This is a genomic window from Massilia frigida (assembly GCF_011682175.1).
Lineage (GTDB): Bacteria > Pseudomonadota > Gammaproteobacteria > Burkholderiales > Burkholderiaceae_D > Telluria_A > Telluria_A frigida.
This window is the reverse complement of sequence record NZ_WHJG01000052.1, coordinates 18,340-44,176: the sequence shown is the minus strand read 5'-3', so window position 1 is coordinate 44,176 and position 25,837 is coordinate 18,340. Positions and strand designations below refer to the sequence as shown.

Annotated in this window: 26 protein-coding genes and 1 pseudogene; 6 read left to right on the top strand and 21 right to left on the bottom strand. The window is 62.4% G+C overall.

The features are described 5' to 3' along the window. Nucleotides 1-183 precede the first annotated feature (183 nt). On the top strand, nt 184-828 hold the full coding sequence (locus tag F2P44_RS30465; protein ID WP_167093158.1) for a beta/gamma crystallin domain-containing protein: 645 nt from the start codon (nt 184-186) through the stop codon (nt 826-828). 100 nt (nt 829-928) lie between these two features. On the opposite strand, the gene F2P44_RS30460 is transcribed toward F2P44_RS30465, so the two are convergent. Genes F2P44_RS30460 through F2P44_RS30450 form a run of 3 tightly spaced genes read right to left on the bottom strand, consistent with a single transcriptional unit; the run spans nt 929 to nt 3,302 of the window. Next, nucleotides 929-1,303, bottom strand: a complete 375-nt coding sequence (locus tag F2P44_RS30460) for an RNA-binding S4 domain-containing protein (protein ID WP_167093156.1) — start codon at nt 1,301-1,303, stop codon at nt 929-931. Further along, nucleotides 1,303-2,463, bottom strand: coding sequence for a cardiolipin synthase ClsB (gene clsB / locus F2P44_RS30455; protein WP_167093154.1), 1,161 nt, complete (start codon nt 2,461-2,463; stop codon nt 1,303-1,305). The genes F2P44_RS30460 and clsB overlap by 1 nt, the downstream gene beginning before the upstream one ends. 26 nt (nt 2,464-2,489) lie before the next feature. Beyond that, on the bottom strand, nt 2,490-3,302 hold the full coding sequence (locus F2P44_RS30450; RefSeq protein ID WP_167093152.1) for an endonuclease/exonuclease/phosphatase family protein: 813 nt from the start codon (nt 3,300-3,302) through the stop codon (nt 2,490-2,492). A 306-nt stretch (nt 3,303-3,608) separates the two neighbouring features. On the opposite strand from F2P44_RS30450, the gene F2P44_RS30445 reads away from it, so the two are divergent. Next, nucleotides 3,609-4,031, top strand: coding sequence for a hypothetical protein (locus F2P44_RS30445; protein ID WP_167093150.1), 423 nt, complete (start codon nt 3,609-3,611; stop codon nt 4,029-4,031). 371 nt (nt 4,032-4,402) lie between these two features. Here F2P44_RS30445 and F2P44_RS30440 read toward each other — a convergent pair whose 3' ends face one another. Next, entirely contained in the window at nt 4,403-5,716 is a 1,314-nt protein-coding gene (locus F2P44_RS30440) for an IS1182 family transposase (RefSeq protein ID WP_167093148.1), read from the bottom strand. Nucleotides 5,717-5,729: 13 nt separating this feature from the next. Between F2P44_RS30440 and F2P44_RS30435 the strand changes: the two genes are divergently transcribed. The 3 genes and pseudogenes from F2P44_RS30435 to F2P44_RS30425 all read left to right on the top strand — a co-directional run bounded on the left by F2P44_RS30435 (nt 5,730) and on the right by F2P44_RS30425 (nt 7,652). Next, entirely contained in the window at nt 5,730-7,133 is a 1,404-nt protein-coding gene (locus F2P44_RS30435; RefSeq protein ID WP_308610473.1) for a calcium-binding protein, read from the top strand. Nucleotides 7,134-7,145: 12 nt separating this feature from the next. Beyond that, nucleotides 7,146-7,274: pseudogene (locus F2P44_RS36240) on the top strand (hypothetical protein); the annotation flags it as partial. A gap of 24 nt (nt 7,275-7,298) precedes the next feature. Further along, on the top strand, nt 7,299-7,652 hold the full coding sequence (locus F2P44_RS30425; protein ID WP_370662765.1) for a calcium-binding protein: 354 nt from the start codon (nt 7,299-7,301) through the stop codon (nt 7,650-7,652). A gap of 25 nt (nt 7,653-7,677) precedes the next feature. Here the strand turns inward: F2P44_RS30425 and nudB are convergent, their stop codons facing one another. The 4 genes from nudB to F2P44_RS30405 form a co-directional block, all read right to left on the bottom strand. Then, nucleotides 7,678-8,127: a dihydroneopterin triphosphate diphosphatase gene (nudB, locus tag F2P44_RS30420; protein ID WP_167093142.1), complete on the bottom strand. Its 450-nt coding sequence runs from the start codon at nt 8,125-8,127 to the stop codon at nt 7,678-7,680. A 69-nt stretch (nt 8,128-8,196) separates the two neighbouring features. After that, entirely contained in the window at nt 8,197-9,993 is a 1,797-nt protein-coding gene (gene aspS / locus F2P44_RS30415; protein WP_187363481.1) for an aspartate--tRNA ligase, read from the bottom strand. 65 nt (nt 9,994-10,058) lie between these two features. Next, nucleotides 10,059-10,664 (bottom strand): DUF502 domain-containing protein, encoded by a 606-nt coding sequence (locus F2P44_RS30410; protein ID WP_167093138.1) that lies wholly within the window; start codon nt 10,662-10,664, stop codon nt 10,059-10,061. A gap of 42 nt (nt 10,665-10,706) precedes the next feature. Next, nucleotides 10,707-11,033, bottom strand: a complete 327-nt coding sequence (locus F2P44_RS30405) for an FmdB family zinc ribbon protein (protein ID WP_167093136.1) — start codon at nt 11,031-11,033, stop codon at nt 10,707-10,709. A gap of 143 nt (nt 11,034-11,176) precedes the next feature. Between F2P44_RS30405 and F2P44_RS30400 the strand changes: the two genes are divergently transcribed. Further along, nucleotides 11,177-12,166 carry a peptidylprolyl isomerase gene (locus F2P44_RS30400; protein WP_167093134.1) on the top strand — a complete coding sequence of 330 codons (990 nt, stop codon included), beginning with the start codon at nt 11,177-11,179 and terminating at the stop codon, nt 12,164-12,166. 77 nt (nt 12,167-12,243) lie between these two features. Here the strand turns inward: F2P44_RS30400 and F2P44_RS30395 are convergent, their stop codons facing one another. From F2P44_RS30395 to glpD, 13 genes are all read right to left on the bottom strand, one after another. After that, nucleotides 12,244-12,840 (bottom strand): methyltransferase, encoded by a 597-nt coding sequence (locus tag F2P44_RS30395; RefSeq protein ID WP_167093132.1) that lies wholly within the window; start codon nt 12,838-12,840, stop codon nt 12,244-12,246. A 2-nt stretch (nt 12,841-12,842) separates the two neighbouring features. Beyond that, nucleotides 12,843-14,411 carry a ubiquinone biosynthesis regulatory protein kinase UbiB gene (ubiB, locus tag F2P44_RS30390; RefSeq protein WP_167093129.1) on the bottom strand — a complete coding sequence of 523 codons (1,569 nt, stop codon included), beginning with the start codon at nt 14,409-14,411 and terminating at the stop codon, nt 12,843-12,845. Continuing rightward, a complete protein-coding gene (locus F2P44_RS30385) occupies nt 14,411-15,088 on the bottom strand; it encodes a ubiquinone biosynthesis accessory factor UbiJ (RefSeq protein WP_167093127.1) in 678 nt (225 codons plus the stop codon). The genes ubiB and F2P44_RS30385 overlap by 1 nt, the downstream gene beginning before the upstream one ends. A gap of 105 nt (nt 15,089-15,193) precedes the next feature. Continuing rightward, nucleotides 15,194-15,790, bottom strand: a complete 597-nt coding sequence (locus tag F2P44_RS30380) for a Tim44 domain-containing protein (RefSeq protein WP_167093125.1) — start codon at nt 15,788-15,790, stop codon at nt 15,194-15,196. 10 nt (nt 15,791-15,800) lie between these two features. Beyond that, nucleotides 15,801-16,535, bottom strand: a complete 735-nt coding sequence (ubiE, locus tag F2P44_RS30375; protein ID WP_167093123.1) for a bifunctional demethylmenaquinone methyltransferase/2-methoxy-6-polyprenyl-1,4-benzoquinol methylase UbiE — start codon at nt 16,533-16,535, stop codon at nt 15,801-15,803. Between the two features lie 67 nt (nt 16,536-16,602). Beyond that, entirely contained in the window at nt 16,603-18,087 is a 1,485-nt protein-coding gene (glpK, locus tag F2P44_RS30370) for a glycerol kinase GlpK (RefSeq protein ID WP_167093121.1), read from the bottom strand. A 159-nt stretch (nt 18,088-18,246) separates the two neighbouring features. Next, nucleotides 18,247-19,971, bottom strand: a complete 1,725-nt coding sequence (locus F2P44_RS30365; RefSeq protein ID WP_167093119.1) for an ABC transporter substrate-binding protein — start codon at nt 19,969-19,971, stop codon at nt 18,247-18,249. A 61-nt stretch (nt 19,972-20,032) separates the two neighbouring features. Further along, complete coding sequence (locus F2P44_RS30360) at nt 20,033-20,308, bottom strand: DUF2160 domain-containing protein (RefSeq protein WP_167093162.1); 276 nt, start codon at nt 20,306-20,308, stop codon at nt 20,033-20,035. 10 nt (nt 20,309-20,318) lie between these two features. Continuing rightward, on the bottom strand, nt 20,319-21,119 hold the full coding sequence (locus tag F2P44_RS30355; RefSeq protein WP_054265957.1) for a carbohydrate ABC transporter permease: 801 nt from the start codon (nt 21,117-21,119) through the stop codon (nt 20,319-20,321). After that, nucleotides 21,116-21,985 (bottom strand): carbohydrate ABC transporter permease, encoded by an 870-nt coding sequence (locus F2P44_RS30350; protein ID WP_167093117.1) that lies wholly within the window; start codon nt 21,983-21,985, stop codon nt 21,116-21,118. Before F2P44_RS30350 ends, F2P44_RS30355 begins: the two co-directional genes overlap by 4 nt. Before the next feature lies 1 nt (nt 21,986). Then, nucleotides 21,987-23,069 (bottom strand): ABC transporter ATP-binding protein, encoded by a 1,083-nt coding sequence (locus F2P44_RS30345; protein WP_167093115.1) that lies wholly within the window; start codon nt 23,067-23,069, stop codon nt 21,987-21,989. 2 nt (nt 23,070-23,071) lie between these two features. Continuing rightward, complete coding sequence (locus F2P44_RS30340) at nt 23,072-24,181, bottom strand: ABC transporter ATP-binding protein (RefSeq protein ID WP_167093113.1); 1,110 nt, start codon at nt 24,179-24,181, stop codon at nt 23,072-23,074. A 58-nt stretch (nt 24,182-24,239) separates the two neighbouring features. After that, nucleotides 24,240-25,766, bottom strand: a complete 1,527-nt coding sequence (gene glpD, locus F2P44_RS30335; RefSeq protein ID WP_167093111.1) for a glycerol-3-phosphate dehydrogenase — start codon at nt 25,764-25,766, stop codon at nt 24,240-24,242. Between the last annotated feature and the right edge of the window lie 71 nt (nt 25,767-25,837).

The window sequence follows — 25,837 nt, the reverse complement described above, 5'->3', positions numbered from 1 at the left end:
TGTCCAAGTGCGCCACCCAAAAGGCAAGAGTAAACGCGATCTTGGCAAAGTTTACAAGCCCCTCTGGCAACTCATTGAATGTAAACGACTTTTTGGAACGCTACGGACTTATGTATAAGGGCATGCCCTAAAGCGCATGGTGACTGAAACGGGGTAAATGAAACACTTTATCGAGGATAAACTATGTCATTGACAGAAACTACGCTCACTTCTCCCGGCCCCGACCAGGTTATCTTCTACGAGGGCAGCAATTTTGACGGCAAGGCTTATCTGTCCACGCTGGGCGCACAAGTAAATATCTATAGCAGCCACCACGCCCTCAATGACCGATTGAATTCGGTGAAAATCGGCTCCTCGTGCAAGGTCGTGGCGTTTCGTCATGCGAACTTCGGCAGCCCGTCGAAAGAGCTGGACGCCGATACCGGCAATATCGATATCGGCGGCATGAGCGCTTTTATCGTACTCAATAAAGCCGGACACCACGCCCTGTTATTCGAGTTCAGCGACAGCACCGGGCACGGCCGCAGCATGACGCTTCAAAGCGCAGGCTTCGGCTCGGTCATCCAACCGAATCCCGAACCGCAGGACGGAGTCGATCCGAACACGCCGCGCGCGTTCGCCACGCTGAAAGAGACCGATATCGATACCAAGCCCATCGTCACGGCAATCTTCGTCAGGAAACCGGACGGCGAGTATGAATCCCCGAACGGCTCGCTTCAATTCTATTGGAAGGATGGCAAGCCGCATGCGAAGAACATCCCTGAATACGAGTCGGCCAGCCTGAGCTACACGCAGGAAGGAAACGTATTCTCGTTTACCTGGAAATAGCGCAAACCCGGTGTGGGCCGTCAGGCTGCGCTCCGGGGTAGCGGGAACGCCTGCGTTCCCGCTTGCGCAGGAAAGGCGTTTGCGGCAACGGCAAGGCTGGCTACTCGCCCGCCTTGCTGATCGCTCGCCGGTCGCGCTTGGTCGGGCGTCCCTTGATGGTGGTCCCCGGCTCGCGGTACAGCTTGCGCGCTTCCGCATCGTTCTCGCGCTTGCTCACGCTTTCTTCCGTCTCTTCGTACAAGAGACGCGCCACCGGCGCGCCGGCGCGCACGTCGGAAATGCCCATCACCCGCACTTCCCACGTCTCGGCGCCGTTATCGATGTTCAGCCTGTCATCCAGCTTGACCGCGCGCGACGGCTTGATGCGCTCGCCGTCGAGGCGCACCTTGCCCGTATCGACCGCATCCGTCGCCAGCGAACGCGTCTTGAAAAAGCGCGCCGCCCATAACCATTTATCTATTCGTACATTGTCCATCAGGCATATCCTATAGCGAAAATCCGCATCGCCATTTTATAGAAGAAATACGCCACCTCGTAACCGCTGCGCCGTACCCATCCCACGTGTTCAAAATCTTCCCGGCAAATCATGACGCCGTCGGCAATCCCGCGCCGGATGTGTTCGCGCATGGTCCGGGCGAATTCATGGTCCTTGACCACCACATTGGCTTCCTGGTTCAGAAACAGCGACAAGCCATCGCAGTTGCTCGACCCGACCGTCGACCAGTCGTCGTCGACCACGGCCACCTTGGCGTGCAGCTGGGTCTTGCGGTATTCGTAGACCTCGACCCCGCTGTCGAGCAGTTTCGGGTAGAACGAGCGCGCCACCATATCCTGCAGCTTGATTTCACCCACGCCGATGAGCAGCTTCACCTCGACCCCGCGCTCGGCGGCAATCGCCAGCGCCTTGCGGAATTTGTGCCCCGGGGCAAAGTAAGGATTGACCAGCAGCACGCTTTTCTTGGCGTGGCCGATCGCGTGCAGGTAGGCGCGCTGGATGGTGTGGCGGTTGCGCAAGCTGTCGCGCACCACGAAGGCGGCCTGCATCGGCTTGTCGCCTTGCTGCGACTGGTCCTTGCGCATTTCGCGGAACAGGCCGATCCGCTTCATCAGCCCCAGGTGGCCCACGCGCGCCCATTGGGTCTGCATTTCGTGGTGGATGGCGGCCACCAGCGGGCCGCGCACCTGCACCGCAAAGTCCCAGCGCGGCGCCGGCAGGCGCTTGCCCGGGTCGTAATCGCAGTACCAGTCGTCGTTGACGTTGATGCCGCCGACGAACGCCACGGCGCGGTCCACCACGACGATCTTGCGGTGGGTGCGGGCCACGCCGCGCTTGAACCAGGCGTTGAAGGCGCGAAAACGCACGCTGGCGGCGGCAAAGGCGATGCCCAGGGCGGTCGAGCGCGCGCGTCCGGTGCCCCACCAGTCGGTGACCACGCGCACCTTGACCCCGCGCTGGCCGGCCCGGCACAGGGCGTCGGCCACCGAACGGGCGGTGGCGTCGTCCGCAAAGATATAGGTCTCGAAGTAAATATCGTACTGGGCGCCATCGATGGCCGCGATCAATGCGGGGAAGAATGCCAGTCCGGTTTCAAGCAGGGCGATATCGTTGTGGGCGGTGTAATGGACCGAGCGCATAGTGCTTCATGGTTGGTTGCAAAGCGTCAGGCCAGCTTGAGGTTGGCCACGATGGGGGCGTGGTCGGATAATTTGGCCCATAACGTACCATGCAAGACCTCGGCCGTGTCGACCTTGAAGCCGCGCACATAGATGCGGTCCAGGCGAAAAAAAGGCAGCGCGGCGGGGAAGGTGCGCGCCGGTGTGACCGGTTTTTCGCGCCCCGAGAAGCTGCGCACCAGGTCGCCCAGGCGCGAACGCGCGCCCAGTTCGTCGAATACTTCCACCACGCCCAGCTCCTTGCGCAGCTTGTCGCTGAGATTGTTGCGCCAGTCGTTGAAGTCGCCCGCGATGATGACCGGCTCGCCATTCGGCGCCGATGCATTCACGCAATCGATCAGCGCCTGCGTCTGGCGTCCGCGTCCCGATTCGAACAGGCCCAGGTGGACCACGTAGCAGTGCACCTGGCATTTCGGCGTATCGAGGATGCAATGCAGGATGCCGCGCTGCTCGTACGCATGGTCGGACACGTCATGGTTATGCGTGCCGCCGATGGGAAACGCGGACAGCAAGGCATTGCCGTGGTGGCCATGATCGTAGACCGCATTCATGCCGTAGGCGGAATGATGCGAGTCGCCCGCGAAATACTCGTGCTGGGCACGCTCCGGCCAATGGCGGTGTCCGCGGCTCTCGTCGCCGAACTTCGCCGAGTTGTGGTCATGCTTGCCCTGCACTTCCTGCAGGAACACGACCTCCGCATCGAACTGGGCGATCGCCTTTTTCAGGGCCAGCACGCGTGGTGTGCTCCGGATGGAGGACACGCCTTTGTGGATATTATAGGTAGCGACACGAATCTTCATGGGAACATTCTAACCCCATCAGTGGATGTTCTTCAGAAGGAACTCTATCGTGCGCACTTCTGCCCGCTCAGGGCGGATTGGTCGCGAGAAAAACCCCCGGTGACCGGGCAGCCGGATACGCTGAACGACTGCATGAACTTAAACAAAAACGCAATGTCCAATTAACTGAAGACATTGCAGCTGTTCAGCGGCATGAGGCCGGCACGGATGCCAGCGCAAGGTCACGCCCTGGAGCGAAGCGAAGAATATACCTTGAAATTCTGGAAATATTAAAGTTAGAGCAATTTTCAAATCGAAGAGGCACGCATGAACCATGTCAGGCTAGCCGCGCTGGTCCTTCTGGTGGCCATGTCGCAGGCGTCGGCGCAAGACGTGCTACTGGCAGGCAAGGTGCAGCGGGTGGTCTTGCTGGCGTATGGCGCGCAGGGATGCCCGGATCCATGCGAGGCGCGCAAGCCGCAATCGGCCGGTACGCAATGGGTTTGCATTCATAACGGCGGCGGCTGCGAGAGCATGGAAGTGCAAGTGGAGCAGGTTTTTTTGGGAGAAGCCGGCGCTACGACAAGGGTATTCAAACAAGGCATCGGCGAATGGGGGCCGCGTTTCACCAGTGGCGAGGGCAGGTCATTGTCAATCAGGAAGGCGACAGCATTTCATGGTCGCCCGCCCATGTGCGCGGCGGAAAAATCTACATCGAATCAAGGAAGCTGCGCAACATCCGTAACGTAAAAACAAGCGATCTGGGCCCGGACGAAAATGACCTGGTCGCACTGGACTCAGTGCTTGAGCGCGTACGCCAGGCCTCTGATGACCAACGCGCCCGGACAGAGAGCGGGCGCAAGTAACGATATTCGCCGAGGCATCGCGGCGTCCGCGCTAGCGTGCCGTCATGCCCCAGTGCGCCTATTTGTGCAGCACACGCGCCAGCACGCTCTGCTCTAGCAGCCTGTCGGACTTGACTCTTGAAGCCGCCGATTGAGCGGCAGGCAATTCGGTCTTGCTGTCATATTTTCGTGATCCTTCCGCAAAGGCGTCTTAAGGCGCCAGCAGGCTTGTGATGTGGCCGTTTTTGGGCCTGATTTCTGGGCTTGTCAGCCCGATCAGGCCATTTTCAGCGCGTTCATGCGTTTCAGATTCCACGCAAGGGCCACCAAATTCCATTCATGGGCGACCTGCTGCTTTCCGCGCACCAGAAACTGGCGAAATTTCATCACATGCTTGACGATGCCGAACACCGGTTCCACAGTCTGCTTGCGCAGGGCGTAGTCAGCGCGGCCTGTCTTGGTTTTCAGCCGATGGGCCATGGCCTCGACAAGGCTGGCATCTTGCGGGAGTGGTGGAGGTTCCGTGAAACGGTCCAGCACTGGCACATGGTGCTGTTCACGTTTCATGGCGATCATCGGCACGATCCCAGCTTCTTCGCATGCGGCCACATTGGCGGCGCTGAAATAGCCAGTATCGGCCAGGACTTGGCTGATTGGCCCCAACTGCTCCTGGCGCTCGGTCAGCATTTCCAACAAGGGTTCAATCTGCCGGCTGTCGTTGCCCGCTTGCGTAATGAAGCTACCCACGATCAGCATGCTGGCTGTCTCGACCGCCGCCTGCGCGTTGTAGCATTGATCGAAACCGCCACCCACTTTCATGATGCGTGATTCTTCATCGGTCAGGTTGATCTGGTCCTTGTCCTGCGGGCCGCTGGTGGGCGGCTCAGGATCTTTCCCGCCGGGCTTGCGACCGGCTTCGCGCTTGACACGACGCTTGGCCATCTTGGACTCATACTCGGCTTGTGCCTGTGTGTCGCGTTCGCGCGCACGCTCTTCCAGCTTGCGCTTGGCCTCGTCCAGCGCCGCCAGACGCTCTTGGCGCCGCGCAATCTCCTGTGGCACATCCAAGCCGTCCGGCACCTGCTTGCGGTCCTCGCTTTCCGCCAGCGCCATCAACTGCTTGACCTCCTGCTGCAATTGCGCCTCGATCTTCTTGATGTGCCCCCACGACAGGGCGCTGTGACGGCTGGCGTCAGTCTTGATCTTGCTGCCGTCAACAGCAATCCTGCCCAGCTTGAGCATGCCTATCTCGCGCGCCAGCATCAGCACTTGTACGAACAACTGTTCGAACTGGGCACCACAGCGGCGACGGAATGCGGCCAAAGTGTCGTGGTCAGGATGCGTGTTCGCTGCGATGTAGCGAAATGCAACGGAGTCGTAAGTTGCACGCTCGATCTTGCGGCTGGACGGCAAGCCGGTGGCGTAGCCGTACATGAGCAGGCCCAACAGAACCGCCGGGTGGTGCGCTGCAGAACCACGTCCCGCGTACTGACGCGTCAACTCTGTCAGGTCCAGACGGTCGATGACCTCCACGATGAAACGCGCCAAGTGGTTTTCCGGCAACCAGTCCTCCACCGAAGGTGGAAACAAGTAGCTCGTTTACCTGGGCACCGCAGGCAACGACACGCTGACAGGCGGCGACACGGACGATGTCGTGCAAGGCCAGGCCGGCGCCGACAAGCTGTTCGGCATGGGCGGCAACGACACTCTCGACGGCGGCGCGGGCAACGATGTCATGGACGGGGGCCTGGGCAACGATGTCTACCTGTTCGGCCGCGGCGACGGCCGCGATATCGTGTACGGCTCCGGGGTCCGCCCAATCGGCGAAATCAACACGCTGCGCTTCAAGCCGGGCGTGCTGCCCACCGACATCGGCTTCGACATGAGCGGCACGTCGTTGCTCATCAACATCAATGGCACGAGCGACCAGTTCCGGGTCGACGGTTTCCTGTACGGCGACACCACCAGCAACACCGCCAATCCGCTGCAACAGATCGCCTTTGCCGACGGCACCACCTGGAATCTGGCCGCGATCACCGCTGCCCTGTACGCCGGGACCGCAGGCGCCGACACGCGCAACGGCACCTACCTGGACGACAAGATCAGCGGCTTGGCCGGTAACGATGCACTCAGCGGTAAAGCGGGCAACGATCTTCTCAACGGCGGCAGCGGTGACGACTGGCTCAGCGGCGATGCCGGCAACGACACGCTATCTGGCGGCGTGGGCAGCGATACTTACTTGTTCGGCAAAGGCGATGGTCAGGACGCCATTTCCTCCGGCCCCGATGCGCAAGCGGGAACGTTCGACACGCTCGCGTTCAAGGCCGGCGTGCTTCCCAGCGACCTTGTCCTCACAGCCACCGGCGGAACACTCGTCGTCAAAATCAATGGCAGTACCGACCAGATGAGTGTCAGCGGTTTCGTGCCCCAACACACCACCAACCCTCTGACCAGCCAGCTGCAGCGCTTCCTCTTTGCCGACGGCAGCAGCTGGAACCAGGCAACGATTAATGCCACGCTGTACGCAGGAACGGGCGCTGACGATACACTCGAGGGCGGAGGCGGCAATGACCATATCTACGGCCAGGCCGGAAATGACTGGCTCATAGGCTGGGAGGGCAACGATACGCTGGAAGGTGGGGCGGGTTCGGACTACCTCCACGGTGGCACAGGGAACGATACTTTCGTCTACGGGCGGGGGGACGGCGAGGACGTTCTCACTTTCACCAACGGTACGGATCCGATTGGATTCAACACACTGCAATTCAAGGCCGGCATTCTTCCGTCTGATATCGTTTTGAAAGGCGCCCCACCAGGGATGAGAATTTACGCTCTGGGCACCTCCAACGTAGACGCTATCACAGTGCCGACCTTCATGAGTGAGGATTCAACCAGCAACAACAACAATCCCTTGCAACAGATCACGTTTGCCGACGGCACTATCTGGGACATCAGCACGATATTGCTCAAACTGTTCGCAGGAACAGAAACTGTAGACAGTATTTAGGGTACCAGCGACGCCGAGGCGATTACCGGTCGTGGAGGTTCGGATTCTCTCTACGCGCGCGGAGGTCACGATACGCTTGACGGTGGCAAGGGGAACGACACCATTGATGGCGGCACCGGCAACGATACCTATTTGTTCGGCAAAGGCGACGGCCAGGACACCCTGGTGGCCGTCCTTTCACCTGGTGGAATCGGCAGCACTGTCGATACGCTGCAGTTCAAGGCCGGCATCGCGGGCAGCGATCTGCAGTTCAGTGCGGTTGACCGCTCGCTGCTGATCAAGATCGCGGGCACGAGCGACCAGATCACCGTCAACAGTTTCATTTCGCAAGAGTCGCCGACCCAGTTCAGCCCGCTACAGCAAATCCGCTTTGCCGATGGCGTCACGTGGGATGTGAAAAAGATTCAAGCCGAGCTGCTCGCCGACACCACGCTGGCCCCGGTCAGCGCGGCATGGATCGATGTGGGAACCCACCAGCCGGACGTAGCACTGATTGGCGAGATCCCGGCGATGCTGTAGCAAACGGGCGACGCCCTGGCGTCGCTCAGCTCACTCTGCGCGGAAGCTGCAGGATTGCTTCCGCGTTCGATGAAGAAAAGCAGCGGTCGGCCGCCTCCACGTGAGGCAGCCAGACGTGCCGCACGTGCTCGCGCGCGCTCAACACGATGGGCGTGTCGCGCGGCACGCACACGCTGAACACGTGCTCGGTGTTGTGGGTCACGCCAGGCGCGTAGCGGTGGCGCCAGACCGGATAGATTTCATAGATATTCGACAGCTGCCAGTCGCGCAGCGCAATGCTGGCGCCGTCGGCCACGATCCCGGTTTCCTCGAACAGTTCACGCGCGGCGGTGTCGAGCAGCGGTTCATCGGGCGCGTCGAGCGAGCCGGTGACCGATTGCCAGAATCCCGGCTTGTCGGCGCGCTCGATGAGCAGCACTTCCAGCGCGGGCGTGTGAATGACGACGAGGACGGATTCCGGGATTTTAGCGGGCATGAATCATGGATCAAGATCGAGGCCAAGGCCACAGACGAAAAAAAAGCACGGCGAACCGTGCTTTTCAGTTTAAACGATCTTCGGTTCGGCGTTGCGCAAGCGGATATGCAGTTCGCGCAGTTGCTTCTCGTCGACTTCGGACGGGGCATTGGTCAGCAGGCACTGGGCGCGCTGGGTTTTCGGGAAGGCGATCACGTCGCGGATCGAGTCCGAACCGGTCATCATCGTCACGATCCGGTCCAGGCCGAAGGCCAGGCCACCGTGCGGGGGCGCGCCGTATTGCAGCGCGTCGAGCAGGAAGCCGAACTTGAGCTGGGCTTCTTCGGCATCGATCTTCAGTGCGCGGAATACCTTGCTCTGCACTTCTTCGCGGTGGATACGGATCGAACCGCCACCCAGTTCCCAGCCGTTCAAGACCATGTCGTACGCCTTGGCGATACAGGCGCCAGGGTTCGTTTCGAGCATGTCTTCATGGCCGTCTTTCGGCGCCGTGAATGGATGGTGGGTCGCGGTCCAGCGGTCCGACTCTTCGTCGTAGTCGAACATCGGGAAGTCGACCACCCACAGCGGCTTCCAGACGTCGTCGAACAGTCCGGCTTTCTTGCCGAAGTCCGAATGGCCGATCTTCACGCGCAGCGCGCCGATGGCGTCGTTGACGACCTTCGCCTTGTCGGCACCAAAGAAAATCAGGTCGCCGTCCTGGGCGCCGGTTTTTTCGAGGATCGCGGCCAGTGCGGCATCGTGCAGCGATTTGACGATTGGCGACTGCAAGCCGTCACGGCCCTTGGCCTTCTCGTTGACCTTGATGTAAGCCAGACCCTTGGCGCCATAGATCGCGACGAACTGGGTGTACGCGTCGATCTCGGAACGCGGCATGCTGCCGCCCTGCGGCACGCGCAGGCCCACGATGCGCCCGCCCACCATGTTGGCGGCGCCGGCGAAGATCTTGAATTCAACATCCTTGACGTCGTCGGTCAGGTCGGTGAATTCCATCTTCACGCGCATGTCCGGCTTGTCCGAACCGTACAGGCCCATCGCGGTGGCGAAGTCCATCACCGGGAACGGGTTCGGCAGGTCGATGTCGAGCGTGTTCTTGAAGACGATGCGGATCATCGCTTCGAACAGGTCGCGGATTTCCTGTTCGGTCAGGAACGAGGTTTCGCAATCGATCTGGGTGAATTCAGGCTGGCGGTCGGCACGCAAGTCTTCGTCGCGGAAGCACTTGGTGATCTGGTAGTAACGGTCGAAGTTAGCGACCATCAGCAGCTGCTTGAACAGCTGCGGCGACTGCGGCAGCGCGAAGAAGTTGCCCGCGTTGACACGCGACGGCACCAGGTAGTCACGCGCGCCTTCCGGGGTCGACTTGGTCAGCATCGGCGTTTCAATATCGATGAAGCCGAGGTTGTCGAGGTACTTACGCACTTCCATGGTCACCTTGTAGCGCAGGCGCAGGTTGTTCTGCATCTGCGGACGGCGCAGGTCGAGCACACGGTGGGTCAGGCGGGTCGTTTCCGACAGGTTGTCGTCGTCCAGCTGGAACGGCACCGGCACCGAGGCGTTGAGCACTTCGACGGCGCTGGCGACGATCTCGATCTTGCCCGACTTGAGGTTGTTGTTGACCGTGTTGCCGATGCGCGCGGTGACCACACCGGTCACGCGCAGGCAGTATTCGTTACGCACCGCTTCGGCGACCTTGAACATCTCCGCCTGCTCCGGATTGCAGACCACCTGCACCAGGCCTTCGCGGTCGCGCAGGTCGATGAAAATCAGCGAACCGTGGTCGCGGCGGCGGTGTACCCAGCCGCACAGGCTGACGGTTTGGCCCAGCAATTCTTCAGTGACAAGGCCGCAGTAGTTTGTACGCATGGAGGACATAGTGTTTTCAGTCTAGGTTGGTTATTCAACGGGCGCGGAGGCAAAGCGCCGCACTCTTACTCTTTGGTTGGCAAATGCTCGGGGGCGACCACGCCCATCGAGACGATGTATTTGAGGGCCGCGTCGACACTCATGTCGAGTTCGATAACCTTGCTGCGTTCCATCATCAGGAAAAAGCCCGAGGTCGGGTTCGGCGTGGTCGGCACGTACACGCTGACGTAGTCGCCCACCAGGTGGTTCTTCACGTCGCCGCCCGGCACGCCGGTCAGGAAACCGATGGTCCAGCTATCCGCGTGCGGATACGGCAGCAGCACGGCCTTGCGGAAGGCGTTGCCGGACGAAGAAAACAAGGTATCCGACACTTGCTTGACGCTGCCGTAGAGCGAACTGACCACCGGAATGCGGTGCAGCAGGCGTTCCCACAGGCGCACCAGGTAGTTGCCGACCAGGTTGTTGGCCAGCAAGCCCGTCAGGAACACGATGGCGATCGTCAGGATCGTGCCCAGGCCCGGAATGTCGCGTCCGAACAGGGCCGCCGGACGCCAGTTGACCGGCACCAGCAGCAGCGACTGGTCCATGGTGCTGATGACCAGGTTCAGGACCCACAGGGTGATCGCCAGCGGGACCAGGACCAGCAATCCGGTGATGAAATATTTACGCATTCGGCTCTCGGTGATTGGCGGGACGCCAGGGCGTCCCTTGGCTCAGGGCGTGCCGCTGCCGGGGGTGGCCGCCGGCTTGGCTGGCGCCGCCGGCGCGGAAGCCTCGGCGGCAGGCGTCGCCGCCGCCGCGGGCGCGGCTGCACTGCCCTCGGCCGGACCGCTGGCGGTACCCGTGGATGGCGCGGCTCCGCCCCGGAAATCGGTGGCGTACCAGCCGGTTCCCTTGAGCTGGAAGCCGGCGGCGGTTAATTGCTTCTTGAAAGAAGGCTTGCCGCAGGACACGCAGACCGTCAACACCGGGTCGGAGATCTTCTGCAATACATCCTTGGCAAAACCGCATTCATCGCAGCGGTAGGCGTAAATCGGCATTGAATACTCCGCAAAAATCGTCAAAACCCTGAATTATAAGCTTTTTTCAAGGACGCAAGCATAAATGGGCAGCCACGGGGATGGTAAGATGCGTGCCTGCAGCGCGGCATGCGCCGGGCTAACTTGAAAAAGGAAATTGAACGATGTTGATAAAGTCTCGTGTTCTGCTCATCAGCGCTGCTTCGGCGCTGGCACTGGCCGCCTGCGGCCCAAAAGATTCTGCCAAGGCAGCGACGCCGGCCTCCGGTACGGCGTCCGGTACGGCGTCCGCCTCGACGCCTGCCGCCAAGGATGGCGTCGCAGCCACCGTCAACGGTACCGCGATTTCGACCGCCACGGTCGACATGATGGTCAAGGAGCGTACCGCCCAGGGCCAGCCGGACAGCCCCGAGCTGCGCAAGGCCATCATCGACAATCTGGCGATGCAGACCCTGGTGGCCAATGAAGGCATCAAGAAGGGCCTGGACAAGAGCGACGACGTGAAGCGCCAGATGGAGCTGATCAAGCAATCGATGACGGCCAACGCCTACATCCAGGATTACATCAAAGCCAATCCGGTGACCGACGCCATGGTCAAGGCTGAATACGACAAGATGGTCGGCTCGGCCGGCGGCACCGAATTCAAGGCGCGCCACATCCTGGTCAAGGATGAAGCCGAAGCGAAAAGCATCATCGCCAAGCTGAAAAAGGATCCGAAAGCCTTCGCCAGCCTGGCCAAGGAAAAATCGAACGATCCCGGCTCGAAAGTCAACGGCGGCGACCTGGGCTGGTTCAACCCGGCCAGCATGGTGCCCGAGTTCGGCGCGGCCGTGGCCAAGCTGGAAAAAGGCAAGTTCACCGACGAGCCAGTCAAGTCGCAGTTCGGCTACCACGTGATCATGCTGGAAGATTCGCGTCCGATCACGCCGCCGCCGTTCGAGCAGCTCAAGGACCAGCTCAAGCAGCAAGTCCAGCGCACCAACATGAAGGCCTACCTGGACAAGCTGAAAGCTGACGCCAAGATTGTGTACACCACCCCGGTGGTAGCGCCTGCGGCAGCACCAGCTGCACCGGGCATGGCGACACCAGCGGCCGGCGATGGCCACGATCACGGGGCAGCACCAGCGGCAGCCACCCCGGCAGCATCGAAGTAAGCGGCTCCGGCCAGCGTCGCAGCGGTGGCCTGGCCCCGCTGCGGCGTGCATGAGGCCGTTCCCTCAGCGGGAACGGTTCAGCTGCGCTGCCACACCATCCAGCGCTCCTTGCCGGCAAACACGGCAATCGAATCTTCCACGGCAGCCTCTTCCACGCAGCGAAACGCCGGCGTGAGCAGTGCATCGAGTGCGGCCCGTGCAATGCCGAACGGCGGCCCCTTGGGCGCATCGTCAAAAAAGAAAAATCCCGCCAGCAGCGCTCCCGGCGCCAGCAGGTCGGCCCAGCGCGCGGCCACTTGCGGCCACATGGCGCGCGGCAAGGCGCACAGGAAAGCGCGTTCGTAGATCAATTCCAGCGGCTGTTCCGGCGCAAAGGCAAAAAAGTCGGCCTCGCGCACGCGCTCGCTCCACGGTCCCACCGCCGTCCGGGCGGCGGCCACGGCGGCCGGCGAAAAATCGATGGCGGTGGCGTTCCAGCCGGCGTCAGACAGATAGGCCAGTTCATACGCGGCCCCGCAGCCGGGAATCAGGGTGCGCAGTGGACGCCCGGCGCGGCTGGCGAAATCGCGCAGCGCCGCCGGCACCCCGCCCCGGTCCCAGGGCGTGAAACCGCGCTCGAAGCGCTCATCCCAGAAGGCGGGCGATTGCGGATCGCGGCTGGCGAAGTCGACCATGGTCAGAACAGGTGCGACCAGCGTGCGTAAGCCAGCAGCGCCACCGCCCCGCTCACGAGCAGGGCGGCGCAAGCCAGCGCCACCGAGAGCAGGCGGTTGGTGCGCTGCTGCTCGGCCACCAGGATCTTGAGCAAGTCCTGGTTGACGGTGGCCGGCTCGGACGCATGCAGCAGCGCCCGGTGAACCAGGCGTGGCAGTTGCGGAATGATATGGGTGTAGCGCGGCGCCTCGGCCTTGATGCGCTCGATCATGCCGCGCACGCCGACCTGCTCGCCCATCCAGCGCTCCAGGTAGGGCTTGGCGGTCTTCCACAGGTCCAGGTCGGGGTCGAGCTGGCGCCCCAGGCCTTCGATATTGAGCAGGGTCTTTTGCAGCAGTACCAGTTGCGGCTGGACTTCGACATTGAAGCGGCGCGAGGTCTGGAACAGGCGCAGCAGGATCTGGCCGAAGGAAATATCCTTGAGCGGGCGGTCGAAGATGGGTTCGCAGCAGGCGCGCACGGCCGATTCGAGTTCGTCGACCCGGGTTTCGCGCGGGGCCCAGCCCGATTCGATGTGGGCTTCGGCCACGCGCTTGTAGTCGCGCCGGAAGAAAGCCAGGAAGTTTTGCGACAGGTAATCCTTGTCGAAGTCGTTCAGGGTGCCGACGATGCCGAAGTCGAGCGCAATATAGCGCCCGAACGTTTCCGGCGCGACCGAGACCAGGATATTCCCGGGATGCATATCCGCGTGGAAAAAACCATCGCGAAACACCTGGGTGAAGAAAATCTCGACGCCATCGCTGGACAGTTTCTTCAAATCCACGCCCTCGGCCGCCAGGCGGTCGATCTGCGACACCGGAATGCCGTGCATGCGTTCCATCACGATCACGCTGCTGGCGCAGTAATCCCAGTACATCTCGGGCACCATCAGCAGGTTGGAGCCGGCGAAGTTGCGGCGCAGCTGGCTGGCGTTGGCCGCCTCGCGCATCAGGTCGAGCTCGTCGTGCAGGTATTTGTCGAATTCGGCGACCACTTCCTTCGGTTTCAAACGCTTGCTGTCAGCCCAGATGCGTCCGATCCACTCGGCGGCGATATGCATCAGCGCCACGTCTTCATCGATCGACTTTTTCATGCCCGGACGCAGCACCTTGACCGCGACTTCCTTGCCATCTTTCAAGACGGCGAAGTGCACCTGGGCAATCGACGCCGACGCCACCGGGGTGCGCTCGAAGCTGGCGAACAGTTCATCCGGGTGGGCGCGCAACGAGCGCGTGATCTGGGCAATCGCCAGCTCGGAGCTGAACGGCGGCACCCGGTCTTGCAGATGGGTCAGCTCGTCGGCGATGTCGAACGGCATCAGGTCGCGCCGGGTCGACAGCACCTGGCCGAACTTGACGAAGATCGGCCCCAGTTCTTCGAGCGCCATGCGCAGGCGCTCGCCGCGCGGGGCGGAGATATCGCGCCAGAAAATCACAGTGTCGATCAGCTTGGCCGTGCGCGGCACTTTCAGGCCGGAGATCGCGATTTCGTCGAGGCCGTACTTGACTGCAACGCGGAGAATTTTAAGCAGGCGCAGGAATTTCAATAGCATTAAAGATCCAGTTTTTGTTGCCCGGCAGCATTGAGCGCGTCCGGTGCGGCGCCAGCGGGCGCCAGCTTTTGTTCGAGCCGGGCGAGGCGCTTGGCGGTGCGTTCGACATCGTCGCGCAGGCGGCTCACTTCGGCGCCGAAGTCGTCGACCGCGCTTGGCCGCACCAGCAGCGGCTGCTCTTCGAGGAAGAATTCGGCCAGGTTTTCCGTCACCTTGCCATGCAAGGCGCGCACGCCGTCGACCACGCTGCGGGCGCCGCCCACCAGGCGGGTGGCGGCAATCGGTCCGACCAGGCGTTCGAGGTCGTGCTCGGCTTCCCAGCGCAAGCCCTTGCTCAATTGCGAAATCGTGTTGGCGAACTCGGCATCGCCCTCGATCTTGACGTAGGAAAAGGCACGCTCGCGGTTCTGTGCGATCAGCGGCAAGTCGGCCAGCTTGACGCGGATCGTGACGCTGGCGCCCTCTTCCGCACTGCCGGCCGGGCCGGCCTCGACCATGCCGTCACGCGAGACAAGCAGGCGCAGCGCGATGCCGCTGGCATCGATGCAAGCCACTTTACCGCTGTGCAGGGCCAGCGCATCCCTGGCCCACGCTTCCTGCGCCAGCAAGTGATTGATTGCGGCGATGGCGGGCGCCATCAGCGCGGATTGCGGAGTAAACGAGTTCGGTGGTGACATGTGGGCACGCTTAAAAAACAAAACCGCCTGGGCAAGCGGGCGGTTTTGATCTTACCAGTTTGATGGACACTTTTCCGGCAGCACTGTTACTTTGAGAAAGAATAATCAGGAAAGCTGACAGATGCCAGCCAGCTTCCAGTCGCCGCCGCCTTTGAGCGGCCTGGACATATTCCACACCTCGGCCAGCGGCTCGGGCGCGGCGCCCGGCGCGGTGCGGATCTGGCCGCTGAAGCGGACCGTGGCCAGGAAGACATCGCCGACCGTCTCCACGCCCAGCAGTTCGGACTCGATCGCCACCACCTCGGTAACGCTGGCGCCGGCGAGCTGCATTTGCGGCTGCAATTCGGCGAAGACCTGCGGCGTGGTGAACTGGCGCAGGTCGCTGGCGTCGGCCTTGTCCCAGGTCTTTTGCATGCGGATGAAGGTGGCCTTGGCCTGGCGCAGGAAGGCTGTGTTGTCGAAACCGGGCGGAAAGGCGGGCTTGGTGCTGACCGGGGCTGGCGCCGGTTTGGCCGCCGCATCGCGGCGCCGGATGATGCGAAAGCCAAAGAATCCAGCCAGGCCGAACACCATGACCGCGCCGCCGATGAGCACCTGGGGCGGGTATTCCGATGTGGTGGCAGCGGCCGAAGCCTGCTGCGCCATGGCCGCGCCGGAAAACGCCGTCATGGCGAAGAACATGCTTGCAACAAATTTTTTCATCGTACGATTCCTAGAACTTGATACCGGTGTGCAACGCCGCCACGCCAGCCGTCAAATTGAAATACTGGACCCGCTCCAGGCCGGCCGTTTCCATCATCGTCTTGAGGGTTTCCTGGTCTGGATGCATGCGAATCGACTCGGCCAGGTAGCGGTAGCTGTCGGCGTCGCCGGCGATTTTCTGGCCCAGCCACGGCAGCACCGAGAACGAATACACGTCGTAGGGCTTTTGCAGGGGCGCGGCAACCTTGGAAAATTCCAGCACCAGCAGCTTGCCGCCCGGTTTCAGGACGCGCCGCATTTCCGCCAGCGCCTGGTCCTTGTGGGTCATGTTGCGCAGGCCGAAGGCCACGCTGACACGGTCGAAGTAATTGTCGGGGAAAGGCAGCTTTTCGGCGTCGCACAGCAGGGTCGGCGTGATCAGGCCCTTGTTGAGCAAGCGGTCGCGGCCGACGCGCAGCATCGATTCGTTGATGTCGGTGAGCCAGACTTCGCCGGTCTTGCCGGCCTGCTTGGCGAAGGCCTTGGCCAGGTCGCCCGTGCCGCCGGCGATGTCGAGCACCTTGAAGCCGGGGCGCACGCCCGCGTTAGCGATGGTAAATGTCTTCCACAGCCGGTGCAGGCCGCCCGACATCAGGTCGTTCATCACGTCGTACTTGGATGCGACCGAATGGAACACCTTGGCCACTTCGTGGACCTTGTCGTCCTCGGAGACCGTTTTGTAACCGAAATGTGTGCTGTTTGTCATAGTAGGGCCGCCGTTTGTCTGCGTGCATTATACAAGCGACCCACGGCGGCGACACGCTGGGCGTTTGCTACTGGCTCCATCCGCGCGAGCGCTCCACCGCGCGCCGCCATTCGCCCATGCGCTGCGCACGCTCGTCGACCGCCATGGCGGGCTCGAAGCGACGTTCCATCTGCCACTGGGCCGCGATTTCCTCCTGCGAGGCCCAGAAGCCCACCGCCAGCCCGGCCAGGAAGGCCGCGCCCAGGGCCGTGGTTTCGGTCACCACGGGGCGCACCACCGGCACGCCGAGAATATCAGCCTGGAACTGCATCAGCAGGTTATTGCGGGCGGCGCCGCCGTCGACCCGCAGCTGGGTCAGCGGCATGGCGGCGTCGGCCTGCATGGCGACGAGCACGTCGGCGCTTTGCAGGGCGATGCTCTCGAGCGTGGCGCGCGCGATGTGGGACTTGTTGGTGCCACGCGTCATGCCGACCATGGTGCCGCGCGCGTAGGCGTCCCAGTGCGGCGCGCCGAGGCCGGCAAAAGCGGGCACGAACAGCACGCCGCCATTGTCGGGCACGGCCAGCGCGAGGTCCTCGACCTCGGCCGCGTGCTTGATGATGCCCAGGCCGTCGCGCAGCCACTGGATGGCGGCGCCGGCCATGAAGACGCTGCCTTCGAGCAGGTAATCGGTGCCTTTTGGCAGGGTCCAGCCGATCGTGCTGATCAGCTTATTCTGCGACATCGTGGCCGTTTGGCCGGTGTGCATCAGCATGAAGCAGCCGGTGCCGTAAGTATTCTTGGCCATGCCGGGGCTGTGGCAAGCCTGGCCGAAGGTGGCGGCCTGCTGGTCGCCGGCGATGCCGGCAATCGGCAGCGCCACGCCGAACAGCTGCGCGTCGGTATGGGCGGCGATGCCGCTGCTGGCGACCACCGTGGGCAGCAGGCCGGGGGGAATGTCGAGCAGGGCCAGCAGTTCGTCGTCCCAGCGCGCGCTGTGGATGTTGAACATCAGGGTGCGGGCGGCGTTGCTGGGGTCGGTGAGGTGCTTGCCGCTCATTTTGAAGATGAGCCAGCTGTCGACGGTGCCGAAGGCCAGTTCGCCGCGTTCGGCGCGCTCGCGGGCACCGGGGACGTTATCGAGCAGCCATTTCAGTTTGGGGCCGGAGAAATAGGCGTCCAGCACCAGGCCGGTTTTTTTCTGGAACAGGTCTTCGTGGCCGTCGGCGCGCAGGGCTTCGCAGCAGGGCGTGCTGCGGCGGTCCTGCCAGACGATGGCGGGGGCGACCGGTTCGCCGGTGGCGCGGTCCCACAGAACGGTGGTTTCGCGCTGGTTGGCGATGCCGATGGCGGCGATGTCGGCGGCAGGCACGTTATTGGTGCGCAGGACCTCGTCGATGACGGCGCGCTGCGATTGCCAGATTTCGTTGGCGTCGTGTTCGACCCAGCCGGGCTGGGGGAAGAACTGGCGGAACTCCTGCTGCGCCGCGCCGTGAATGTGACCGGCGCGGTCGAACAGGATCGCGCGCGAACTGGTGGTGCCCTGGTCGATGGCGAGAATGAATTTGGTCATGCTGGGTCGCTGGTAGCTCGTCGTTCCCGCGCAGGCGGGAACCCATAGCACGTATGCGCGTAGGCGCTATGGATCCCCGCCTTCGCGGGGAGTCGGTTCCGCCAATGGTGGGAACGACGGTTTTGAGGTTTGAGGAGAGAGGGGACTTTAACTTACCGCTTACCGCGCCCGCCCTTCCTTCCATGCCTTGAGCAAGACATCATACGCAATCGTCTCCCCCTTCGGCTTCTCGTTGGCCAGCTTCTTCCACGGCGCGGCCTTGTCAGTCAAATACGTAGCCGGATCGACCTTTGGATTCAACTTCGGCGCGCAGTTCTGCATCCCTGCACGCTGCAAACGCGACATCACCGAATCCATTTCCTCGGCCAGGTTATCCATCGCCGCCTGCGGGGTCTTCTCGCCGCTCACCGCCGTGGCCACGTTCTTCCACCACAGCTGCGCCATCTTCGGATAATCCGCCACGTTGTTCCCGGTCGGGCTCCACGCCACCCGCGCCGGGCTGCGGTAAAACTCGATCAAGCCGCCGTATTTATCCGCGTTCTTGGTGAAGTACTCGTGCTTGATATCCGACTCGCGAATGAAGGTCAGGCCCGTAATCGACTTCTTGAGCGACACCGTTTTGGACGTGACGAACTGCGCATACAGCCACGCCGCGGCGCGACGGTCCGGCGGGGTCGACTTGAAGAAGGTCCACGAGCCGACGTCCTGGTAACCGTTCTGCATGCCCTCTTTCCAGTACGGGCCGTGCGGCGACGGCGCCATGCGCCATTTCGGCTTGCCGTCCGCCTGCACCACCGGCAGGCCCGGTTTCATCATCGACGCGGTGAACGCCGTGTACCAGAAAATCTGCTGCGCCACTTCACCCTGCGCCGGCACCGGACCGGATTCCGAGAACGTCATCCCGCCCGCCTGCGGCGGTGCGTACTTCTTCATCCAGTCGACGTACTTGGTCAGCGCGAACACCGACGCCGGCGAATTGGTGGCCCCGCCGCGCGAGACCGATGCACCAACCGGCGTGCACTTGTCGGCCGCCACGCGGATGCCCCATTCGTCAACCGGCAAGCCGTTCGGAATACCCTTGTCGGCGGCACCAGCCATCGACAGCCAGGCATCGGTGAAACGCCAGCCGAGCGATGGGTCCTTTTTGCCATAATCCATATGGCCGAACACCTTCTTGCCGTCGATGTTCTTCACATCGTTGGTGAAGAACTCGGCGATGTCTTCATACGCCGACCAGTTCTGCGGCACGCCCAGCTCATAGCCATACTTGGCCTTGAACTTGTCCTTGAGGTCCTTGCGCGCGAACCAGTCGGCGCGGAACCAGTACAGATTGGCGAACTGCTGGTCGGGCAGCTGATACAGCTTGCCGTCCGGGGCGGTGGTAAAACTCGCGCCGATGAAGTCCTTCAGGTCCAGGCCCGGATTGGTGAAGGCCTTGCCCTCGCCCGCCATGTAGTCCGACAGCGGCACGATGGCGCCGTAGCGGTAGTGGGTGCCGATCAGGTCCGAATCCGAGACCCAGCCGTCGTAGATGCTTTTCCCGGACTGCATGGACGTTTGCAGCTTCTCGACCACGTCGCCTTCCTGGATGATGTCGTGCTTGACCTTGATGCCGGTGATTTCCTCGAAGGCCTTGGCCAGCACCTTCGACTCATAGACGTGGGTATCGATGGTTTCGGAAACCACGCTGATTTCCTTGATGCCCTTGGCCTTGAGTTTGGCGGCGGCGTCGATGAACCACTTCATTTCCTCGAGCTGCTGCTGTTTCGACAGCGTGGACGGCTGGAATTCCTGGCCGATCCATTTTTCGGCATCCTTGGTATCGGCCCAAGCGCTCGCCGTGGCCAGCAATGCAGCCGCCATCAATGTCATTTTCAATTTCATGTCTCCGCCTTTTTTTATGTACATCGTTAAGAAAGTACCCCACCATGCACCGCAGCCCGGTTCAACCCCAGCGCATCACAATCAACAGCACCACAAATCCGATCGCCGCACCGATCCCCTGATGCAGCTCGCTCAGGCCCGCCCACGCGAGGTTAACATATGCAGCGGTGAGCAAGCCAATAAACAGGCGGTCGCCGCGCGTGGTGGACATCGGCAAAAAGCCGCGTCGCTCGATCGAGGGCGAGCGAATCTGCCAGATCGTCATCCCGGCCAGCATCAGGCCGATGCAGCTAAAGAAAATGGCCACCGGCGCGGTCCACGCCATCCATGCAAACAGGTTTTCCATGTCACACCCTCCCCATCGCAAAGCCCTTGGCAATATGATTGCGGACGAACCAGATCACCAGCGCGCCCGGCACGATGGTCAGCACGCCCGCCGCGGCCAGCACGCCCCAGTCCATGCCGCCGGCCGACACCGTACGCGTCATGATCGCGGTGATCGGCTTGGCGTCGACCGAAGTCAGTGTCCGCGCCAGCAGCAGCTCGACCCAGCTGAACATGAAGCAGAAAAACGCCGTCACGCCCACCCCCGATTTGATCAGCGGCAGGAAGATCTTGAAGAAGAAGCGCGGAAAGCTGTAGCCGTCGATGTACGCGGTTTCGTCGATCTCCTTGGGAATGCCGGACATGAATCCTTCCAGGATCCAGACCGCGAGCGGCACGTTGAACAGCATGTGCACCAGCGCCACGGCAAGGTGCGTATCCATCAGGCCGACCGTCGAATAAAGCTGGAAGAACGGCAGCAGGAACACTGCCGGCGGCGTCATGCGGTTGGTCAGCAGCCAGAAAAACAGGTGTTTGTCGCCGATGAAGGAGTAGCGCGAAAACGCGTACGCGGCCGGCAGCGCCACCGATACCGACATCACCATGTTCATCATCACATAGATCATCGAGTTGATGTAACCGCTGTACCACGACGGATCGGTGAAGATGGTGCGGTAGTTCGCCAGCGTGAACTCGCGCGGGAAGAGCGTGAGCGCGCCGGTGATCTCTTCGTTGGTCTTGAACGACATGTTCAACATCCAGTAGATCGGCAGCATCGCCAGTACCAGATAGAACACCAGCAGCGGTGAGGAAAGGCGCTTCATTTGGACTCTCCCGTACCGAGACGTTGCATCCAGCTATACAGCACAAAGCAGAACAGCAGGATGATGAGGAAATAGATCAGCGAAAAAGCTGCCGCCGGCCCCAGGTCGAACTGGCCCACGGCTTTTTGCGTGAGGTACTGCGACAAAAAGGTGGTGGCGTTGCCAGGCCCGCCGCCGGTCAGCACGAACGGTTCGGTGTAGATCATGAAGCTGTCCATGAAACGCAGCAGCACGCCGATCATCAGCACATTGCGCATCTTGGGCAGTTCGATGAAGCGGAACACGGCAAAGCGCGAGGCGCCGTCGATGCGCGCCGCCTGGTAATACGCATCGGGAATCGAACGCAGGCCGGCATACGCCAACAGCACCACCAGCGGCGTCCAGTGCCACACATCCATGACCAGCACGGTGACCCAGGCGTCGATCACGCTGCCTGTGTAGTTGTAGCTGATGCCCATGCGGTTGATGGTATTGCCCATCAGGCCGATGTCATCGCGGCCGAAAATCTGCCAGATGGTGCCAACCACGTTCCAGGGAATGAGCAGCGGCAGCGCGATCAGCACCAGCGCGAGCGAGGCGCGCCAGCCACTGGCCGGCATGGTCAGGGCAATCAGGATGCCGAGCGGGAGCTGGATCAGCAGCACGGCCATCGAAAAGCCCAGCTGGCGTACCAGCGCGCCATGCAGTTCGCTGTCGCGCATGATCATCTTGAACCATTCGGTGCCGACAAAGACACTGTTGGTCGGGCTGAGAATATCCTGCACCGAGTAGTTCACGATCGTCATCAGCGGCAGTACGGCCGAAAAGGCCACGCAAATGATCACCGGCAGGATCAGCAGCCAGGCGCGGTTGTTATAGGTTTTCATGTCAGGCCACCCGCTTGTCGTTGACGTAGTAAAGAGTGCGCTCGGGCGGAAAGCGCAGCCGGACTGCCTGTCCGGCGCGCGCAGGGGCGCTGCGCAGCTTGGCGGTGACGGTGTGCGCTCCCACCATAAATTCGGCCATGAAGTGCGTTCCCATGTTGCGCACGCTGGCCACCGTGGCTGAGACGGTGTCGACGCCTTGCGCTGCTGCGCATTCGACGAACTCCGGACGGATGCCGATGGTGATGCTGGCCGCACCGGCCAACGCACTTTGCGCCGCTGGCGGCAGCACGATGCCGTCCGCGCCAGGATATGCCCGCCCATCGCGCACCGGGCAGGCCAGCAGGTTCATGCCGGGGTTGCCGATGAAGTAGCCCACGAAGGTGTGCGCCGGCTCTTCGAACAGTTCCTGCGCGCTGCCGGTCTGCACCACGTCGCCCTGGGTCATCACGACCACCTTGTCGGCGAAGGTCAGCGCTTCGACCTGGTCGTGCGTGACGTAGATCAGCGAGAGCTTAAGTTCGTGATGGATTTCCTTGAGCTTGCGGCGCAAAAGCCATTTCAGATGTGGGTCGATGACGGTGAGCGGCTCGTCGAACAGCACCGCGGCCACGTCCGGCCGCACCAGGCCACGGCCCAGCGAGATTTTTTGCTTGGCGTCGACCGCCAGGCCGCTGGCGCGCTGTTTCAAGTCGCTGGAGAGCTCCAGCATCGCGGCGATGTGCTCGACCCGCTTGCGCACCTCGCTTTCTTTCCAGCCGCGGTTACGCAGCGGGAAGGCGAGGTTGTCGAACACCGTCATGGTGTCGTAGATGACGGGGAACTGGAACACCTGCGCGATGTTACGCGCTTCCGGCGGCAGGTCGGTGACGTCCTTGCCGTCGAAAATCACGCGTCCGTGCGAAGGGCGCACCAGGCCCGAGATGATGTTCAGCAGCGTGGTCTTGCCGCAGCCGGAAGGGCCGAGCAGCGCATAGGCGCCGCCGTCGTCCCAGGTCAGGTTCATCGGACGCAGGGCGTAATCTTCAGGCCCCTGCGGGTTCGGTTTGTAGGCATGCGCCAGGTCGGGCAGTTCGATGCGGGCCATGCTTACGCTCCTTCCTGCTGCGCATTTGCGTGATCGGGCGCAAACAGCAGCGCGCCGCCCGGTGCGAACACGAACAATTCGTCCGGACGCAGGTACACGGCGCACGGCACGCCAAGGTCGAGGTTATGCACGCCGGTCAGTTGCGCCACCAGCCCGATCGCGCCGCGCTGCAAGTGCACATAGGTTTCCGAGCCGCTGATCTCGGCCAGTTCCACCTTGGCGTCAATCGGAAAATCGTCCGCGTGCAGTGGCGCCAGGCGCAGGCTGTGGGCGCGCAGGCCGAGCGTGACCTCGCCATGCTGCGCGGCCTGGCGGCGCTGGATTTCATTAAGCGGGATCGCGAGATCCGGCGCCACCCTGGCCATGCCATCGGTGCCGACCGTGGCCGGAATCAGGTTAATCGGCGGATCGCTGAAGGTGCGCGCGCTCTGGATCGAGTTGGGGGCGTTGAAGACATCGAGAGTCGCACCATGCTGCAGCAGGCGCCCTTCGTGCAGCAGCACCGTGTGGCCGCCCAGTTGCAAGGCTTCGAGCGGTTCGGTGGTGGCGTAGACGACAGTGGTTTTCCCTTCCGCGAACAGGGCGCCGAGCTCCTTGCGCAATTCTTCGCGCAGCTTGTAGTCGAGATTGACCAGCGGCTCGTCGAGCAGCAGCAGGGCCGACTCCTTGATCAGCGCGCGCGCCAGCGCGGTGCGCTGCTGCTGGCCGCCGGACAGCTGCGCCGGCAGCTTGTCCAGGTGCGCCGAAATATGCAGGCGTTCAGCCATGCGTTCCACGCGGGTACGGATCTCGGCCTCGGGCACGCGCTTGATGCGCAGCGGCGAGGCGATGTTGTCGAACACCGTGAACGACGGATAGTTGATGAACTGCTGGTACACCATCGCCAGGTCGCGCTGGCGTACCGGCAGGCCTGTCACATCCTTGCCGCCGGCGATCACCTTGCCGTGCGTGGGCCGGTCGAGGCCCGCCATGACCCGCATCAGCGAGGTCTTGCCGGCCTGCGTGGTGCCCAGCAGGACGTTGATGGTACCGGGTACCAGTTCGAGCGACATCGGGTACAGGTGATCCTGCGCCCCGTACTTCGTGCTCACGTTTTCCAATGCCAGCTGCATCATGTCTCCTGTTTTTTCCTGTCGTACCACTGCATCCCTGTTGCGGGATTTGCGTTTTCTACTTGCGGAATTCGGTGATCCAGGCATCGACTGCAATGCCCGCATCGGCTGGCAAGTGCAAGCCCAGTTTGGAACGGCGCCACAGCATGTCGGTCGCCGTGGTGGCCCATTCATGATCGATCCAGTAAACCGCTTCCGCTTCGTACAGGCCGGGTACGATCTGCTTGCCCATGGCGGCGATGCTGGTGCGCTGGTCGATGATCAGATGAATACGGGTGCCGTAAGCGCGCGCGTAGCGTGCCACCAGCGCCGCCGGCAGCCACGCGTACTGTTTCTGCAGGCCGGCGACAAAACCGTCGAATTCGAGCACGCTGCGGTTGTCCGATACCGGGCCGTGCACGTCGCCGCCGGGCAGGCAGGCGTTGACGGTCCATGCGCCGCGCGTGTTCCCCAGCACCGGTGCGATCAGGTCGACGGCTTGTTCGGCCAGTTTGCGGAAAGTGGTGATCTTGCCGCCGAAAATGGACAGCATCGGCGCGCCCTGGGTGTCAAGCTCGAAAGTGTAGTCGCGTGTGACGTCGGACGCGTCGCTGGACTCGTCGTCGAGCAGCGGACGCACGCCAGAATAGCTCCACACCACGTCGGCCGGCGTGATCGGGTTGGTGAAGTAGCGGCTCGCCAGCGCGCACAGGTAGTCGATTTCGGCCTGGTCGATGGCGACCTTGTCGGCGTCGCCGTGGTATTCGAGGTCGGTGGTGCCGATCAGCGTGAAGTCCTGTTCGTACGGAATGGCGAACACCACGCGCCCGTCCGGATGCTGGAAGATGTAGGCGTAAGGATGCTCGAACAGGCGCCGCACCACGATATGGCTGCCTTTGATCAGGCGCACCGACTTGTCGGCGGGGCCGGGATTGGTCCCCTGCAGGAAGCGCGACGCCCACGGACCGGCGGCGTTGACGATGCAGCGCGCGCTCACGTCGATGGCTTGTCCGTCGGCGCGGCGCAGGCGCGCTTCCCAGCGCTCGCCCTCGCGCCGTGCCGATTCGCAGGCGGTGCGGGTGAACACGCACGCACCCTTGCTGGCGGCGTCGATCGCGTTGAGCACCACCAGACGCGCATCGTCGACCCAGCCGTCGGAATACACAAAGCCGCGCGTAAAAGTCGATTTGAGCGGCGCGCCGGCAGCGTGGCGGCGCAGGTCGATCCCTTCGGAACCGGGCAGCAGCTCGCGCCGCGCCAGATGATCGTACAGGAACAGGCCGGCGCGGATCATCCAGGCCGGGCGCTGGCCCTTGTCGACCGGGGTGACGAAGCGCATCGGCCACATGATGTGCGGAGCGGCGCGCAGCAGCACTTCGCGCTCGATCAGCGCCTTGCGCACCAGGCCGAATTCGTACTGTTCGAGATAACGCAGGCCGCCGTGAATCAGCTTGGTGGCCGCCGACGAGGTGTGCGAGGCCAGGTCGTCCTTTTCGCACAGGACCACGGACATGCCGCGCCCCGCCGCGTCACGGGCGATCCCGGCGCCGTTCACGCCGCCGCCGACCACCAGTACATCACACGCGATATTGCCCGCCTTGTCCATGCCACTCTCGCTTCAAAAGGGGAATCTGAGTACACTACAAAGGTGAACAATAAGACAAAAACGAAAAAAAT

Excerpts from the sequence above, each read along its gene's own strand:
- F2P44_RS30355 (WP_054265957.1), bottom strand. The coding sequence starts at position 21,119 with ATGAAGCGCCTTTCCTCACCGCTGCTGGTGTTCTATCTGGTACTGGCG.
- F2P44_RS30410 (WP_167093138.1), bottom strand. The coding sequence starts at position 10,664 with ATGCGTAAATATTTCATCACCGGATTGCTGGTCCTGGTCCCGCTGGCG.
- F2P44_RS30395 (WP_167093132.1), bottom strand. The coding sequence starts at position 12,840 with ATGGTCGACTTCGCCAGCCGCGATCCGCAATCGCCCGCCTTCTGGGAT.
- aspS (WP_187363481.1), bottom strand. The coding sequence starts at position 9,993 with ATGCGTACAAACTACTGCGGCCTTGTCACTGAAGAATTGCTGGGCCAA.
- F2P44_RS30445 (WP_167093150.1), top strand. The coding sequence starts at position 3,609 with ATGAACCATGTCAGGCTAGCCGCGCTGGTCCTTCTGGTGGCCATGTCG.
- ubiE (WP_167093123.1), bottom strand. The coding sequence starts at position 16,535 with ATGACAAACAGCACACATTTCGGTTACAAAACGGTCTCCGAGGACGAC.
- F2P44_RS30340 (WP_167093113.1), bottom strand. The coding sequence starts at position 24,181 with ATGCAGCTGGCATTGGAAAACGTGAGCACGAAGTACGGGGCGCAGGAT.
- glpK (WP_167093121.1), bottom strand. The coding sequence starts at position 18,087 with ATGACCAAATTCATTCTCGCCATCGACCAGGGCACCACCAGTTCGCGC.
- F2P44_RS30345 (WP_167093115.1), bottom strand. The coding sequence starts at position 23,069 with ATGGCCCGCATCGAACTGCCCGACCTGGCGCATGCCTACAAACCGAAC.
- F2P44_RS30460 (WP_167093156.1), bottom strand. The coding sequence starts at position 1,303 with ATGGACAATGTACGAATAGATAAATGGTTATGGGCGGCGCGCTTTTTC.
- nudB (WP_167093142.1), bottom strand. The coding sequence starts at position 8,127 with ATGCCCGCTAAAATCCCGGAATCCGTCCTCGTCGTCATTCACACGCCC.
- ubiB (WP_167093129.1), bottom strand. The coding sequence starts at position 14,411 with ATGCTATTGAAATTCCTGCGCCTGCTTAAAATTCTCCGCGTTGCAGTC.
- glpD (WP_167093111.1), bottom strand. The coding sequence starts at position 25,766 with ATGGACAAGGCGGGCAATATCGCGTGTGATGTACTGGTGGTCGGCGGC.
- clsB (WP_167093154.1), bottom strand. The coding sequence starts at position 2,463 with ATGCGCTCGGTCCATTACACCGCCCACAACGATATCGCCCTGCTTGAA.
- F2P44_RS30465 (WP_167093158.1), top strand. The coding sequence starts at position 184 with ATGTCATTGACAGAAACTACGCTCACTTCTCCCGGCCCCGACCAGGTT.
- F2P44_RS30365 (WP_167093119.1), bottom strand. The coding sequence starts at position 19,971 with ATGAAATTGAAAATGACATTGATGGCGGCTGCATTGCTGGCCACGGCG.
- F2P44_RS30450 (WP_167093152.1), bottom strand. The coding sequence starts at position 3,302 with ATGAAGATTCGTGTCGCTACCTATAATATCCACAAAGGCGTGTCCTCC.
- F2P44_RS30350 (WP_167093117.1), bottom strand. The coding sequence starts at position 21,985 with ATGAAAACCTATAACAACCGCGCCTGGCTGCTGATCCTGCCGGTGATC.
- F2P44_RS30385 (WP_167093127.1), bottom strand. The coding sequence starts at position 15,088 with ATGTCACCACCGAACTCGTTTACTCCGCAATCCGCGCTGATGGCGCCC.
- F2P44_RS30380 (WP_167093125.1), bottom strand. The coding sequence starts at position 15,790 with ATGAAAAAATTTGTTGCAAGCATGTTCTTCGCCATGACGGCGTTTTCC.
- F2P44_RS30405 (WP_167093136.1), bottom strand. The coding sequence starts at position 11,033 with ATGCCGATTTACGCCTACCGCTGCGATGAATGCGGTTTTGCCAAGGAT.
- F2P44_RS30400 (WP_167093134.1), top strand. The coding sequence starts at position 11,177 with ATGTTGATAAAGTCTCGTGTTCTGCTCATCAGCGCTGCTTCGGCGCTG.